The organism is Pseudoduganella sp. (genome assembly GCF_041914865.1).
Classification (GTDB): domain Bacteria; phylum Pseudomonadota; class Gammaproteobacteria; order Burkholderiales; family Burkholderiaceae_D; genus Rugamonas.
In genome coordinates this window covers 25,723-39,640 of record NZ_JAYSCO010000053.1, presented here as the reverse complement: position 1 = coordinate 39,640, position 13,918 = coordinate 25,723, and the positions used below count along the sequence as shown (strand labels likewise).

14 protein-coding genes are annotated in these 13,918 nt (G+C 65.3%); 10 read left to right on the top strand and 4 right to left on the bottom strand.

Features of this window, described 5'->3' with window-relative positions:
• Positions 1–123: 123 nt before the first annotated feature.
• Positions 124–900, bottom strand: coding sequence for an enoyl-CoA hydratase (locus ACE3TQ_RS20700; protein WP_374584525.1), 777 nt, complete (start codon positions 898–900; stop codon positions 124–126).
• Between the two features lie 88 nt (positions 901–988).
• On the opposite strand from ACE3TQ_RS20700, the gene ACE3TQ_RS20695 reads away from it, so the two are divergent.
• Genes ACE3TQ_RS20695 through ACE3TQ_RS20685 form a run of 3 tightly spaced genes read left to right on the top strand, consistent with a single transcriptional unit; the run spans position 989 to position 4,400 of the window.
• Positions 989–2,248 (top strand): MFS transporter, encoded by a 1,260-nt coding sequence (locus tag ACE3TQ_RS20695; protein ID WP_374584523.1) that lies wholly within the window; start codon positions 989–991, stop codon positions 2,246–2,248.
• A 34-nt stretch (positions 2,249–2,282) separates the two neighbouring features.
• Positions 2,283–2,720, top strand: a complete 438-nt coding sequence (locus ACE3TQ_RS20690; protein WP_374584522.1) for a universal stress protein — start codon at positions 2,283–2,285, stop codon at positions 2,718–2,720.
• Between the two features lie 54 nt (positions 2,721–2,774).
• Positions 2,775–4,400 carry a hypothetical protein gene (locus tag ACE3TQ_RS20685; RefSeq protein ID WP_374584520.1) on the top strand — a complete coding sequence of 542 codons (1,626 nt, stop codon included), beginning with the start codon at positions 2,775–2,777 and terminating at the stop codon, positions 4,398–4,400.
• Positions 4,401–4,406: 6 nt separating this feature from the next.
• Here the strand turns inward: ACE3TQ_RS20685 and ACE3TQ_RS20680 are convergent, their stop codons facing one another.
• Both ACE3TQ_RS20680 and apaG read right to left on the bottom strand, forming a co-directional pair.
• Complete coding sequence (locus tag ACE3TQ_RS20680) at positions 4,407–5,636, bottom strand: murein transglycosylase A (protein WP_374584518.1); 1,230 nt, start codon at positions 5,634–5,636, stop codon at positions 4,407–4,409.
• Positions 5,637–5,753: 117 nt separating this feature from the next.
• Entirely contained in the window at positions 5,754–6,128 is a 375-nt protein-coding gene (gene apaG, locus ACE3TQ_RS20675; RefSeq protein ID WP_342115459.1) for a Co2+/Mg2+ efflux protein ApaG, read from the bottom strand.
• A 101-nt stretch (positions 6,129–6,229) separates the two neighbouring features.
• Here apaG and rpe point away from each other — a divergent pair, with 101 nt between their 5' ends.
• From rpe to trpC, 7 genes are all read left to right on the top strand, one after another.
• Positions 6,230–6,895 (top strand): ribulose-phosphate 3-epimerase, encoded by a 666-nt coding sequence (rpe, locus tag ACE3TQ_RS20670; protein WP_374584515.1) that lies wholly within the window; start codon positions 6,230–6,232, stop codon positions 6,893–6,895.
• Between the two features lie 3 nt (positions 6,896–6,898).
• On the top strand, positions 6,899–7,585 hold the full coding sequence (locus tag ACE3TQ_RS20665) for a phosphoglycolate phosphatase (protein WP_374584513.1): 687 nt from the start codon (positions 6,899–6,901) through the stop codon (positions 7,583–7,585).
• 174 nt (positions 7,586–7,759) lie between these two features.
• Entirely contained in the window at positions 7,760–9,256 is a 1,497-nt protein-coding gene (trpE, locus tag ACE3TQ_RS20660) for an anthranilate synthase component I (protein ID WP_374584511.1), read from the top strand.
• A gap of 1 nt (position 9,257) precedes the next feature.
• On the top strand, positions 9,258–9,824 hold the full coding sequence (locus ACE3TQ_RS20655) for an aminodeoxychorismate/anthranilate synthase component II (protein WP_374584509.1): 567 nt from the start codon (positions 9,258–9,260) through the stop codon (positions 9,822–9,824).
• A gap of 14 nt (positions 9,825–9,838) precedes the next feature.
• Entirely contained in the window at positions 9,839–10,876 is a 1,038-nt protein-coding gene (gene trpD / locus ACE3TQ_RS20650) for an anthranilate phosphoribosyltransferase (protein ID WP_374584507.1), read from the top strand.
• Between the two features lie 3 nt (positions 10,877–10,879).
• Positions 10,880–11,539 (top strand): LysE family translocator, encoded by a 660-nt coding sequence (locus ACE3TQ_RS20645; protein ID WP_374584505.1) that lies wholly within the window; start codon positions 10,880–10,882, stop codon positions 11,537–11,539.
• A gap of 8 nt (positions 11,540–11,547) precedes the next feature.
• A complete protein-coding gene (gene trpC / locus ACE3TQ_RS20640; protein WP_374584503.1) occupies positions 11,548–12,348 on the top strand; it encodes an indole-3-glycerol phosphate synthase TrpC in 801 nt (266 codons plus the stop codon).
• On the opposite strand, the gene ACE3TQ_RS20635 is transcribed toward trpC, so the two are convergent.
• Positions 12,345–13,913, bottom strand: coding sequence for a hypothetical protein (locus ACE3TQ_RS20635; protein ID WP_374584501.1), 1,569 nt, complete (start codon positions 13,911–13,913; stop codon positions 12,345–12,347). The genes trpC and ACE3TQ_RS20635 overlap by 4 nt on opposite strands.
• Positions 13,914–13,918: the final 5 nt, after the last annotated feature.

Sequence of the window (13,918 nt, the reverse complement as noted above, 5' to 3'; positions counted from 1 at the left end):
TTATGCCGTGTTTCGTATAACTCGACAACCCCATCTTTTTCTCGCTTCGTCGCTTGCGCGTCGTTGCGCGGGACGAAACTATACCAATGGGGGGCGCCGCCCGCAAGGGCGGCGCCAAACAAATCACAGGCCGTCGAAGTTCGGTGCGCGCTTCTCCAGGAAGGCATACATGCCTTCACGCTGGGCTGGCGTGCCGAAGCCGGCGTGGAACAGGCGGCGCTCGTAGTTGACGCCTTCGCTCAGGGTGGTTTCGAAGGCGCGGTTGACGCAATCCTTGATCTGCATGGCAACAGAAACCGGCATCTGGGCGATGCCCTTGGCGATTTCCAGCACCTCTTCAATAAGCTTGTCTGCCGGGACCACGCGCGACACCAGGCCGATGCGCTCGGCTTCGGCGGCGTCGATCATGCGGGTCGTGAGCAGCATGTCCATGGCCTTGGCTTTGCCGATGGTGCGCGGCAGGCGCTGGGTACCGCCGGCGCCCGGGGTGACGCCGACCTTGATTTCCGGCTGGCCGAACTTGGCGTTATCGCCCGCCACCAGGAAGTCGCACATCATGGCCAGCTCGCAGCCGCCGCCCAGGGCAAAGCCGGACACGGCGCCGATCACCGGCTTGCGCACTTTCAGGATGTGCTCCCAGTTACGGCCAATATAGTTGTCGCGATGGGTGTCCTGGTAGGTGTAGTCCTTCATCGCCGCGATGTCGGCGCCGGCGGCGAACGCCTTTTCGCTACCGGTCAGCACGATGACGTGGATCGCCGGATCTTTCTCGAACTTGGCGAATGCCTCGCCCAGCTCGTTCATCATATTGTCGTTCAGGGCGTTCAGCGCCTTCGGGCGGTTCAAGCGGATCAGTGCCACTTTATCGTGCACTTCGACGAGCAAATCCTGGTATTCCATCGAAATCTCCTCTATTGGGTAACGGTGAGTTAATCGGTACTGCGCCGATTGTAGCCGCTCGGCCGGAGGGGCTGCTATAGTTCCCGGGATGTATTCAGCCTTCCGCCGCGATGCACTGGTAAATGATCCCGCCTTCCGCCTGTATTGGCTGAGCAGCATCATCTCCGGTTCCGGCGCCTACATCGGCGCCCTTGCCCTGCCCCTGTGTTCAGTCCTGCTGCTGCATGCGACGCCGGCGCAGATGGGTCTTGCCAGCGCCTTCCAGGCGATCCCCTTTGCGCTGCTGGCCCTGCCCGCCGGCGTATGGCTCGACCGCAGCCGCAAGCAACCCATCCTGGTCGCCTGCAAGATCGCGCAAACCTTGTCGCTGGCCAGCATTCCCGCGGCCTGGGCGCTGGGCGTGCTGTCGATGCCCTGGATTTACGTGGTCTGTGCAGTGCAAGGCTGCTGCTCGGTGCTGGGCGGCGGCGCTGAACAAATCCTGCTGACCCGCATTGTCGGGCGCGATAAGCTGGTCGATGCGCAATCGCGGCTGACCCTGACCGATTCGGTGGCGCGGCTGGTGGCGCCGGGCCTGGGCGGGCTGCTGGTGCAATGGCTGACGGCGCCGTTCGCGCTGGTGGTCAACGCGCTGGGCTTTGCCGTGTCGGCGCTGCTGCTGCGGCGCGTGCCGATTGAGGAGCCGCTGCCGCCGCCGTCCGACAAGCATCCGCTGCGCGACGTGCAGGAAGGTCTGCTGTTTATCTGGCGCCAGCCGCTGCTGCGCACCCTGGCCTGGAGCGCCGCCGCCTGGCACCTGCTGTTTTACGGCTACGCCGCGCTGTGCACCTTGTACATGCTGCGCGAACTCAAGCTGAATGCAGGCACGCTGGGCGCGGTGCAGGTGCTGGGCGGCATGGGCGTGCTGGCCAGCGGCCTGCTGCTGAAGCCCGTGACACGCCGCGTGGGCCAGGGCAACGCGGCCCTGCTGGGCATGGTGGTGACCACGGCCGGCTTTGTCGCCATGCCGCTGCTGCGGCCCGACATGCTGGGTAACCAGGGCGTGACCGTGGCCGCCTGCGCGCTGCTGACCTTCTTCTTCGATTGCGGGGTGATGATGTATTTCATGCCGTATATCGCGCTGCGGCAGCAGGTGACGCCGGATGCATTCCTGGGTCGCATGACTTCGTCCATGCGTTTCCTGACCATTGCCATCGCGCCGCTGGGCGCACTGGCGGCCGGCTATGCCGGCGAGCACCTGGGCATCCGCGCCGCATTGGGCTGGATTGGCGCCGGCGGCGTGGCCCTGGCGATTGCGGCAGCCTGCTCGAAAACCTTGCGTGCGCCGCCGGCCACCCCTGCGCCTTAAACTTGGCTTGACCACTGCCTCGCTGGAGGATGCCATGTTCAAGTCGATCCTGCTGCCCACCGATGGCTCGCAACTGTCGGAGCGGGCCGCCCAGACTGCCATTGAATTCGCCAGGATCCACGGCGCCCGCATTACGGCGGTATCCGTGGTCCTGCCACTGCCTGTTGCGCCGCTGGCGGATGCCGCCATGCTGCCGGATGCCGGGCTGTACGACCGCGAAATGCGGCGCAGCGTCGAAGCGGGGCTGGACAAGGTGGTGGCCGCCGCCACCGCTGCCGGCGTGCCGTGCGATGCGGTGCTGGGCGAGGCTGTCAACCCCTATGAAGTGATCGTGAAGACAGCGGAAGAGCGGCACTGCGACATCATCCTGATGGCTTCGCACGGCCGCAAGGGCTTGAACAAGCTTTTCCTCGGCAGTGAAACGCAGAAAGTGCTGGCCCATACGCATCTGCCGGTGCTGGTGCTGCGCTAGCGGGCAAAATTATCAATATGATAATCTTGGCGTCCCTTGATGATAAGAGACGCCATGAACCGATTGATCGTCGCTGCCGCCCTGACGCTGGCGGCAGGCCAGGCGGCCGCCGAGGTCCGGGTTGAAGTCGGCCTGGCCGCGCCGGATGCGCTGCAGGTCAACTACGCGCTGCCCGCCAGCTGCAGCGGGCTATCCTTCCTGAAGCACGGCCCCTGGGCCGGCCAGATCCGCGCGCGCTGGCAGCCGCTTGAAAACTGCGGCATTGCCGGCGGCGACCAGCTGGTGCGCGGCACCGCAAGCTGCCAGGTGCTGTCCTTCCGCGTACCGGCCACCAGCGACAAAGTCGCCGGCTACCCTGGCTCGTTCCCGACCGGCGAGGCGATTTACGCCCACATGTCCAACTACGCCGTGGGCGCGGAATGCGGGCCGGTGCAGTACAGCTTCTCGGCCCCCGGCAGCATCGCCACCAGGTTCAAGCTGCACCAGGGCCGGGCCGCCGTCGATGCGGATGCGCCGGCACTGCTGTTCCCGAAGCCGCGGGCGCGCGGCAAGCATGGCCTGGATTACTTTGACCCGGCGCGGGACGCGGCCACCGTGGCGCAGATCCGCCAGCGCGCCGACGGCACGGAAGCCGCGTTGCGCAAGGCCATGCCGCATGCGCGCTACAAGCGCCCGATTATCGCCGCCACGCTGGCGCGCGAGCCGGGCGGGCCGAACATCGGCGGCAATGCGGGCGACATCCTGCACCTGTCCCTGTTCAATTGGCCGGAGGTGGCAAGCGAGGAGGATGCGCTCAGGCTGGATGTACTGGTAACGCACGAGATGGCCCATCGCTTCCAGATGCGCGATGCGGTGGACGGCTACCCCGATGCGCGCCTGATCCATGAGGGCGGCGGCGAGTTCCTGCGCTGGATGGTTGCGCTGCGCGCAGGCTGGCTCACGCCCGCGCAGGCCGGCCGCCAGCTGGACGACGCCCTGGCCACCTGCCTGGTGGTGGCCGGCGAGCGCGCCTGGCGCGACCTGAAGCCCGGCGAAATCGGCGCGAACCGGCTGGAGTATGCGTGCGGCCTGCCGGCCTATGTGTACGCGCTGGCGGCACGCCAGGGCAAGGGCACGGCCATCGGCCGCATCGACGATTTCTACCGGCAGCTGCGCGCGGGCCGCAAACCAGGCTTTGCGCAAGCGATGGAATGCGGTGCGGCGCCGTGCACGCCGAGCGTCCTGCCGGCCATCCTTGAACAGCAGGCGCCGCTGCGAGAGCAGTGGGCGGCAGTCTTGCAGGCGACCGGCCTGGCCAGGCCGGGTGTGCCGGGCCAGTCGCAGCTGGACGCCATGCTCTACCGCGCCTTGACCCGGCTGGTGCAGGATGACTGCGGCGGCAAAAGCAGCATGACGCCGGCCATGTCGCAGGGCCGGCTGCTGGTGGATGCGATGGCCGGCTGCCAGGCCGTGCGCAACGATATCGAAGTGCTGCAGGTGGAAGGGCAGCCGGTATTCGGCAGCCCGCACGCCATGCCGGCGCTGCTCCAGGCGTGCAGCGCCCGCCAATCGATCGAACTCGGGCTCAAAGACGGCACGGCGCTGGCCCTGCCCTGCCGCCGCCAGCTGACCATGACCCAGGTGTATGCGGCCGACATGGACAAGCTGGCGCGCGCGCTGGGCCTGGCCCACGCGCGCTGAACGGGTTCAACGCGCCAGTTTCGGCAGCAGGACCCAGATTGTGCCGCGCTGCTTCATGCGGCCGGCATAGTCTGCCGCTTCGGCGCCGAAGCCGAAGAAGAAGTCAAGGCGGATCGCGCCCTTGATCGCGCCACCGGTATCCTGCGCCAGCATCAGCCGTTGCAGCGGCATCTCATCGCCCGGCAGCGTGGTGCTCAGGTAGACCGGGGCGCCCAGCGGCAGCTGGCTGCGGTCGATCGCCACCGAACGCTGCGGCGTGAGCGGCACGTTGAGCGTGCCTTTCGGACCGACTTTCGGGTCGGGCAGCTTTTCCTCCTTGAAGAAGACATAGCTTGGGTTGGCGTTGAACAGTTCCTGGCGCCGCGTCGGATGGCCGTCGATCCAGGCCTTGATGCCCTGCGCGGTAGCCTGTTCGGTGGTCAGCTCGCCTTTCTGCACCAGCCATTTGCCGATCGACTGGTAAGGCCGGCCGTTCTGGTCGGCATAGGCCACGCGCACGGTCTCGCCGTCGGCCAGCTGCACGCGGCCGGAGCCCTGCACTTCCAGGAAGAAGGCTTCCACCGCATCGTCGACCCAGAACAATTCGCTGCCCGGCAAACCGTTGCGGGCGATCTCCTCGCGTGCCGGGTACGGCACCACGCGCTTGCCTTTCAGGCGGCCGCGCACGCGCTTGTTGGCCAGCTCCGGGTAGACCGAACCGACGTCGATGATGACCATATCGTCCGGCACCTTGTACAGGGGCGTCTGGTAGGGGCCGCCCTTCTTGCGCGCGCCGCGCAGCAGCGGCTCGTAGTAGCCGGTGATCAGGCCGGTATTGCTGCCGTCCGGCGCGATAACCTGGTGCGGGTCGAAGAAAGATTCAAAGTAGAGGCGGATCGCCGCTTCGCTGTTGGCGTCCACCGTCTTGGCGATGGCGCACGGCTCCTTCCAGTCGGCGCTTCCGCCCAGCTTGGAGCAGGACAGCATGAAGGCCGGCCAGGCGGCGCGCAGGTCGTCGTGGCTCCAGCCCGGCAGGTCGGCGAAGCGGGCCGGGATGAATTCGGCCTTGGCCGGCGGCGCCGGTGTGGCCGGTACGGTCGGCTGGACAGGCGCGGCCGGCACCGCAGGCGTAACGGGAGCGGCCGGCGTGGGCTGGCTTGGTTTGGCAGGCGGCGCGGGCGGCTGGGTGGCGCAGCCGGCCAGGGCCAGCGCCACGGCGGCGGCGCAAACAGGTAAACTACGGCGTGTCAAAAACATGAGGTGATGTCTATGTGGTTTCTGTATCTTGAAGCGCTGGTGGCGCTGTTCCTGCTGGTGTTCATCGTCTGGTGGACGCTGCCATCCAAGAAAAAGAAGGACGAAGACAAGAAGTAATCAGTGCAGCGTTCGCGGCAGCGACAGCACGAATTCCGGAATCTTGGTCTCGAACTGGTGGCCGTCTTCGGCCACGCAGAAGTATTCGCCGTACATCGAGCCCTGCGGCGTGCGCAGCTGGGTGCCGCTGGTGTACTCGAACACTTCGCCCGGCGCCAGCAGCGGCTGGTGGCCGACCACGCCCAGGCCGCGCACTTCCTCGATATGGTTGTTGGCGTCGGTGATCACCCAATGGCGGGAAATCAGCTGGGCCGGCACGGTGCCGGTGTTCTTGATGGTGATTGTGTAAGTAAACACAAAATTGGTGCGGTCCGGGTTGGACTGTTCCGGCAGGTACTGGGTCCGAACCTCCACCGCAAACTCATACTGGGCCATAAGCTTTCCTTGGTAACAATTGGGCAATTCTAGTCCAAGGAATCGGACGCCGTCCGCACAGCAGCGTAAAATAGCGCATCTTTTTTTTCAGCCACCCAGCCATGACTACTTTCCGCATCGCTCCCAGCATCCTGTCCGCCGACTTTGCCCGACTGGGCGAAGAGGTCCGCAACGTTGTTGCCGCCGGCGCCGACATCATCCACTTCGACGTGATGGACAACCACTACGTGCCGAACCTGACCGTCGGCCCGCTGGTATGCCAGGCGATCCGCCCGCACGTGCAGGTGCCGATCGACGTGCACCTGATGGTCAAGCCGGTCGACCGCATCATCCCGGATTTCGCCAAGGCTGGCGCCAACATCATCACCTTCCACCCGGAAGCGTCCGACCATATCGACCGCTCGCTGCAGCTGATCCGCGACAACGGCTGCAAGGCCGGCCTGGTATTCAACCCGGCCACCCCACTGAGCTACCTGGACCACGTGATGGACAAGATCGACATGATCCTGATCATGTCCGTGAACCCAGGCTTCGGCGGCCAGTCCTTCATCCCGCAGGCACTGAAGAAGATCGCCGAGGCGCGCCGCCGCATCGACGAATCGGGCCGCGACATCATGCTGGAAGTGGATGGCGGCATCAAGATCGACAACATCAAGGCCGCCGCCGAAGCGGGCGCCGACACTTTCGTGGCCGGCTCCGCCATCTTCGGCCAGCCGGACTACAAGGCCGTGATCGATGCCATGCGCGGCCAATTGGCTGCGCTGTAAGGCATGGCGGCGGTCCTGCGCGGCGTAAGGGCCGCCATCATCGACCTCGACGGCACCATGCTCGACACGATGCCGGACTTCGAGGTGGCCATCAACCTGATGCGCGAAGAACTGGGCCTGGCGCCCATCACGGCGGCGCAGATCGAGCTGATGGTCGGCAAAGGTTCCGAAAACCTGGTGCGCCGCGTGCTTGCGCTGGACTTCGACGAAGCCGGCGTGGAGCGCATGTTCGCGCCCGCGATGGAAGCCTACCAGCGTCATTACCTGGCCATCAACGGCCGCCACAGCGAGGTGTATGCCGACGTGGTGGCGGGCCTGGAGCGCATGCGCGCCGGCGGCCTGCGCCTGGCCTGCGTCACCAACAAGCCGCTGGCCTTCGCCAGGCCGCTGCTCGCGCTGAAGGGGCTGGAGCGCTATTTTGAAGTGCTGTACGGCGGCGATTCCTTCGAGAAGAAGAAGCCTCACCCCATGCCGCTGCTGAAAGCGTGCGAATTCTTCGGCCTGGCGCCGGCCCAGGTGGTGGCCATCGGCGACTCATCCAACGACGCCGAAGCGGCGCGCGCGGCGGGCTGCCCGGTGCTCACCGTGCCATATGGTTATAACCACGGAGTGGGTATACACGAAACGGATTCCGATGGTATAGTTGACACGCTTCTTCATGCAGCTGAACTCATCGCGCAAGCAAACTGACAGAATGTTTCTCAACAAAAGACACAATGTAACCCACCGGGGCTCGATTGAGGCCTGGCTGTGGCGACGCTGGCAATCCTGACAGTAGTCTAGATTGCTGCCGGCGCATATCATGCATCGGCAGGTTTTTTGTAACCTACCGCCCCTCCCCTATCGGGCGGCACGGAGAGAAGCATGACCGAACTCGAATTCAAATCGCTGGCCGCGGAAGGCTACAACCGTATTCCCCTGATCGCGGAAGCATTCGCCGATCTCGAAACCCCGCTCACCCTCTACCTCAAGCTGGCCCAGACCCAGAACTACGGCAAGAACACCTTCCTGCTGGAGTCGGTGGTGGGCGGCGAGCGCTTCGGCCGCTACTCCTTTATCGGCCTGCCCGCCAACACCGTGCTGCGCAGCACCGGCAAGCTGACCGAAATCGTCAAGAACGGCCAGGTGATCGAGAGCCATGAGGGCAATCCGCTCGAATTCATCGAGCAGTACCAGGCGCGCTTCAAAGTGGCGCTGCGTCCCGGCATGCCGCGCTTCTGCGGCGGCCTGGCCGGCTACTTCGGCTACGACACCGTGCGCCACATCGAAAAGACGCTGGCCAAGACCAAGCCGAAGGACGACCTGGGGCTGCCGGAAATCCAGCTGATGGTGACGGAGGAACTGGCCGTCATCGACAACCTGTCCGGCAAACTGTACCTGATCGTATATGCCGACCCGACCCAGCCGGAAGCCTATTCCAAAGCGCGCCAGCGCCTGAAAGACCTGCGCGCCCTGCTGCGCCGCGGCGTCGACGCGCCGGTGACCTCGCCTTCGGTGCGCACGGAGATCATCCGCGACTTCGCCAAGGAGGATTACCTCAAGGCCGTCGCCAAGGCGCATGAATACATCCTGGCCGGCGACCTGATGCAGGTGCAGATCGGCCAGCGCATCCGCAAGCCTTATGTCGATTCGCCGCTCACGCTGTACCGCTCGCTGCGTTCGCTGAACCCGTCGCCGTACATGTATTTCTACAATTTCGGCGATATGCAGATCGTCGGCGCCTCGCCGGAAATCCTGGTGCGCAACGAGACCCTGCCGGACGGCGAAAAGAAGGTCACGCTGCGCCCGATCGCCGGCACCCGCCCGCGCGGCAATACGCCGGAACGCGATGCGGCGCTGGCGGAAGAACTGCTGAACGATCCGAAGGAGATCGCCGAGCACGTGATGCTGATCGACCTGGCGCGCAATGACCTGGGCCGCATCTCCGAGATCGGCAGCGTGAAGCTGACCGACAAGATGGTGATCGAGAAGTACTCGCACGTGCAGCACATCGTCTCCAACGTGGAGGGCAAGCTGAAGAAAGGCATGTCCAACCTGGACGTGCTGCGCGCCACCTTCCCGGCCGGCACCCTGACCGGCGCGCCGAAGGTGCGCGCGATGGAAATCATCGACGAGCTGGAAATCAGCAAGCGCGGCATCTACGGCGGCGCCTGCGGCTACCTGTCCTTCGGCGGCGAAATGGACGTGGCGATCGCGATCCGCACCGGCGTGGTCAAGGACGGCATGCTGTACGTGCAGGCCGCCGCCGGCATCGTCGCCGATTCGATCCCGGAGATGGAATGGCAGGAAACTGAAAACAAGGCGCGCGCCGTGCTGCGCGCGGCCGAGCAAGTGCAAGATGGCCTGGATGGGGAGTTCTGAAATGCTGCTGATGATCGACAACTACGACTCCTTCACCTACAACATCGTGCAGTATTTCGGTGAGCTGGGCGAAGACGTGCGCGTGCACCGCAACGACGAAATCACCATCGCCGAAATCGAGGCGCTGAATCCCGACCGCATCTGCATCTCGCCGGGCCCGAAAGACCCGTCGCAGGCGGGCATCTCGCTGGAGGTGCTGAAGCACTTCGCGGGCAAGAAACCAATCCTGGGCGTGTGCCTGGGGCACCAGGCCATCGGCGAAGCCTTTGGCGGCAAAGTTATCCGCGCCAAGCAAGTCATGCATGGCAAAACTTCTCTTATCGCGCATACGGGTGTGGGCGTGTTCCAGGGCTTACCCAGCCCGTTCACGGTAATCCGCTACCACTCTTTGGCAATCGAGCGATCCTCGCTGCCTTCCTGCCTGGAAGTCACAGCCTGGACCGACGACGGCGAAATCATGGGCGTGCGGCACAAGGAGTACGACATCGAGGGTGTGCAGTTCCACCCCGAGTCCATCCTGTCCGAGCACGGCCACGCCTTGCTGAAGAATTTCCTCGAACGCAAATAAGAGAAGGAAGCATCATGCCTATCACGCATCAAGAAGCACTGGTCCGCTGCATCGAACACCGCGAGATTTTCCACGACGAGATGCTGCACCTGTTCCGCCAGATCATGTCCGGCGAAATGTCGCCGGTCATGGTGGCTGCCCTGACCATGGGCCTGCGCGTCAAGAAGGAAACCATCGGCGAGATCACCGCCGCGGCGCAAGTCATGCGCGAGTTCTCGACCAAGGTACCGATGGCCGACACCACCAACCTGGTGGATATCGTCGGCACCGGCGGCGACGGCGCGCACACCTTCAATATTTCCTCCGCCTCGATGTTCGTGGCCGCCGCCGCCGGTGCGCGCGTGGCCAAGCATGGCGGGCGTTCCGTATCGTCGTCTTCCGGCAGCGCGGACCTGATCGAATCGCTGGGCGCCAACATCAACCTGAAGCCGGAGCAGATCGCGCAGTCGATCGCGCAGACCGGCATCGGCTTCATGTTCGCGCCCAACCACCACGCCGCGATGAAGCATGTGGCGCCGGTGCGCCGCGAGCTGGGCGTGCGCTCCATCTTCAACATCCTCGGCCCGCTGACCAATCCGGCCGGCGCGCCGAATATCCTGATGGGCGTGTTCCACCCGGACCTGGTGGGTATCCAGGTGCGCGTGCTGCAGCGCCTGGGCGCGCAGCATGCGGTGGTGGTGTATGGCCGCGACAATATGGACGAAGTGTCGCTGGGCGCGGGCACCATGGTCGGCGAGCTGGTCAACGGCGAAATCCGCGAGTACGAGATCCATCCGGAGGACTTCGGCCTGTCGATGATCGCTTCGCGCAACCTGAAGGTGGCGGACGCGGTGGAATCGAAGGCGCGCGTGATGGAGGCGCTGCGCGGCGAGCCGGGTCCGGCTTCCGATATCGTGGCGCTCAACGCCGGCACGGCGCTGTACGCGGCGGGCGTGGCCTCGTCCATCGAAGACGGGCTGGCGCGCGCGCGCGCGGCGGTGGCGTCCGGCGCGGCGGTGGCCAAGCTGGAGCAGTTCGTACGCGTCACGCAGGAACTGGGCCGGGAGGGCTAAGCCATGTTCGGCATCCATGACCTGACGCTGTTTATCGTTTCCGGTCTGCTGCTGAACATCATGCCGGGGCCGGATTCGCTGCTGATCATGGCGCGCAGCGCCACACAGGGCTGGCGCGCGGGCTGCGCGGCGGCGCTGGGGATTGGCGCGGGGACGTTTGTGCATATTGGCGCGGCGGCCGTTGGCCTGTCAGCCGTACTTGCTACTTCGGCGACTGCGTTTACCGTTGTGAAGTGGGTCGGGGCGGCGTATATCGTCTGGTGCGGCATTGGCATGCTGCGGGCGCGGCTGAAACCCGGTAAACCAGGGTCAGACCCGGAGGGTCAGACCCTGTCTGCGGCGCCTGCGCGGCTTCCGTTGGGGCGCATATTTGCGCAGGGGTTCTTGACCAATGTGCTGAATCCGAAAGTGGCGCTGTTCTTCCTGGCTTTCGTGCCGCAGTTCATCGATGCGGACGCCGCCAATAAACCGCTGGCCTTCCTGGTCCTGGGCTGCATCTTCAACTTCAACGGCATGCTGTGGTGTAACGGGCTGGCCGTTTTCACCGCTTTCGCCAGCGCCAGGCTGCAGGTCAAGCCGCTGGTCGCGCTGTGGCTGAACCGCGTCACCGGCGGCCTTTTCATCGCGCTCGGCGCGCGCCTGGCCCTGGCCGAACAACACTGAGATTCAATATGTCCGACATCCTGAACAAGATCCTGGCCGTGAAGGCCGACGAAGTAGCCGCCGCCAAGAAGCACCGCAGCCTGCAATCCCTGCGCGACGAAGTGGAAGGCGACAAGGAACTGCGCGCCAGCCTGCGCGGCTTCGAAGCGAGCCTGCGCAGCAAGATCGAAGCCGGCCATGCCGGCGTGATCGCCGAAGTGAAGAAAGCTTCGCCCTCCAAAGGCGTGCTGCGCCCCGACTTCCGTCCGGCGGAAATCGCCGCCAGCTACGCCAACGCCGGCGCGGCCTGCCTGTCGGTGCTGACCGACGTGCACTTCTTCCAGGGCGCCAACGAATACCTGCGGCAGGCGCGCGCCGCCTGCGACATTCCCGTGCTGCGCAAGGACTTCATGGTCGACATGTACCAGATCTATGAAGCGCGCGCGCTGGGCGCCGACTGCATCCTGCTGATCGTGGCCGCGCTCGACCACGGCCTGATGGCGGAAATGGAGGCCTGCGCCCACGAACTGGGCATGGACGTGCTGATCGAATCGCACGACGGCGAAGAACTGGCCGCCGCACTCAAGCTGAAGAGTCGCCTGATCGGCATCAACAACCGCAACCTGCGCACTTTCGACGTGTCGCTGGACACCACCATCGGCCTGCTGCCGAACATCCCGCAGGAGCGCATGGTGATCACCGAATCGGGCATCATGGCGCCGCAGGACGTGGCGCGCATGCGCGAAAACAATGTGCACGCCTTCCTGGTGGGCGAAGCCTTCATGCGCGCGCCCGATCCGGGCGCCGAGCTGCGCCAGCTGTTCGCTTAAGGCGCGGCGCTGAAGCCGCAGCGCCTGGATGGCTCGCGGTGGCTCAGCTCATAAAGGGTTGAGCGGCCGTCCGCTTCCAGCACGCTGAAACTGCTGTCGCCGCTGGCGGTCAGCTTGCCAGCCTGGGAGCGGCCCGGCAGCGGGTACAGTTCATCCCATTGGATGGCATTGTCCGCCACGCTCCAGCTGCCGACGAAATCGGCGGCCTCACCTTCGGGGGTAGTGGGCTTGAAGCCGGCATACGTGCCGTCATCGTCCATGAACACGCTATAGGTGCCGCCGTCCTTCTGGTACTCCCACCAGCCGACGAACTGGCATGGCACAGGGGCGGCGGCAGCCTGCGGCCGCGACTTCGTCTGCGTCAGGCTGCCCGCAAAGCACAGCAAGGTCACGCTGAAACACACCAGCGCCAGGAAAGTCGAGGGCAGGCGCGCTTCCACATCCAGTCCGCCAAGCCGGCGCACGTCATGCTTGGCGGCGCCGAACAGGCCCAGGCTCAGGCCCGCCTGCTTCAGCCGGCGCACCGCTTTCACCACCAGCACCACCCAGACCACGAGGCTGGCCAGGCCAAGCACCGCGAACAGCACAAACGCCAGTGGCTTCTGGCTCAGCGAGAACACGCCTCCCAGCAGCCCCGTGACAAGGGATAGCAGCAGCACGGCATTGCGCGCCAGCTTGCTGGTGCCTAGCCCGTTCATCATGCGCCAGGTACCGTAGATCGACATGATCGACAGGGCGGCGGAGCTGATCGTGCCGGGCAGCGAGCCGTGGTCCCAGATCAAAGCCCCCTGCAGGACACTCAGGCCAATGCTGCTGACATTCATGCGCAGGCCTTCCGCCACCTGGAAAAGCCCGGCATCGTCTTCCGGCGCTTCGCCTTCCGTATCCAGCGCCGCGGCGGGCGCCTGGTAAGGCGATGGCGCCGGGCTTGCATCGCCCCGGGCCAGGGCCAGCGCGGGCGCCGCAGCCGCAGGCGCAGGCGCAGGCGAAGGAGAAGGAGAAGGCAATGGCTTGGCACGCGGGGCCGGCCCCGGCTCGGCGGCCAGGGTGGCGCGGCAGCCGCCGCGGTCGCGCAAGGCGGCAGCATATTGCATGGCCTGGAAGCGCGACACGCCCTGCTTGACCACGATACGGCGCCCGCCCGACAGCAAGGCCACCGTTTCCGCGACCGGCTTGCGCAGCAGGGCCGCCAGCCGCGCCGCCGCATCGATCACTTCCAGCCCATGCGCCGGGCCTTCCAGCACCACCTGGTAGGTGGGCGGGCGATGCACCTCGCCGGTTTTGTTATCGACCACCGTCAAACCCAGTTCCGCCGCCAGGTAGAGCACATGCGGCACCACTTCCTTGCTTCGGCGGACCAGGGTCAGGCGGCCCGCCTCGCCGGCATAATGGCCGTCCGACCAGGGCTGGTCGGGGAACTGGGCCAGCAGCGCGTCATGAAAGCGCTTCAGCAAGGCGGAGGGTGGCTGCGTGCCCGCGTCCTGGCGCAGCTGGTTCATGAAGCCGAAGACGTCGAGATCGGCGGCGGGCGTTGGCACGGAGGCCAGTTGTAACTGATAGCTCATCTTGC

Bases quoted from the DNA above. Each gene is read 5' to 3' on its own strand.
- ACE3TQ_RS20635 (WP_374584501.1), bottom strand. From the start codon at position 13,913: ATGAGCTATCAGTTACAACTGGCCTCCGTGCCAACGCCCGCCGCCGAT.
- trpD (WP_374584507.1), top strand. From the start codon at position 9,839: ATGCCTATCACGCATCAAGAAGCACTGGTCCGCTGCATCGAACACCGC.
- ACE3TQ_RS20690 (WP_374584522.1), top strand. From the start codon at position 2,283: ATGTTCAAGTCGATCCTGCTGCCCACCGATGGCTCGCAACTGTCGGAG.
- ACE3TQ_RS20680 (WP_374584518.1), bottom strand. From the start codon at position 5,636: ATGTTTTTGACACGCCGTAGTTTACCTGTTTGCGCCGCCGCCGTGGCG.
- trpC (WP_374584503.1), top strand. From the start codon at position 11,548: ATGTCCGACATCCTGAACAAGATCCTGGCCGTGAAGGCCGACGAAGTA.
- ACE3TQ_RS20695 (WP_374584523.1), top strand. From the start codon at position 989: ATGTATTCAGCCTTCCGCCGCGATGCACTGGTAAATGATCCCGCCTTC.
- ACE3TQ_RS20685 (WP_374584520.1), top strand. From the start codon at position 2,775: ATGAACCGATTGATCGTCGCTGCCGCCCTGACGCTGGCGGCAGGCCAG.
- rpe (WP_374584515.1), top strand. From the start codon at position 6,230: ATGACTACTTTCCGCATCGCTCCCAGCATCCTGTCCGCCGACTTTGCC.
- ACE3TQ_RS20645 (WP_374584505.1), top strand. From the start codon at position 10,880: ATGTTCGGCATCCATGACCTGACGCTGTTTATCGTTTCCGGTCTGCTG.
- trpE (WP_374584511.1), top strand. From the start codon at position 7,760: ATGACCGAACTCGAATTCAAATCGCTGGCCGCGGAAGGCTACAACCGT.
- ACE3TQ_RS20700 (WP_374584525.1), bottom strand. From the start codon at position 900: ATGGAATACCAGGATTTGCTCGTCGAAGTGCACGATAAAGTGGCACTG.
- ACE3TQ_RS20665 (WP_374584513.1), top strand. From the start codon at position 6,899: ATGGCGGCGGTCCTGCGCGGCGTAAGGGCCGCCATCATCGACCTCGAC.
- ACE3TQ_RS20655 (WP_374584509.1), top strand. From the start codon at position 9,258: ATGCTGCTGATGATCGACAACTACGACTCCTTCACCTACAACATCGTG.
- apaG (WP_342115459.1), bottom strand. From the start codon at position 6,128: ATGGCCCAGTATGAGTTTGCGGTGGAGGTTCGGACCCAGTACCTGCCG.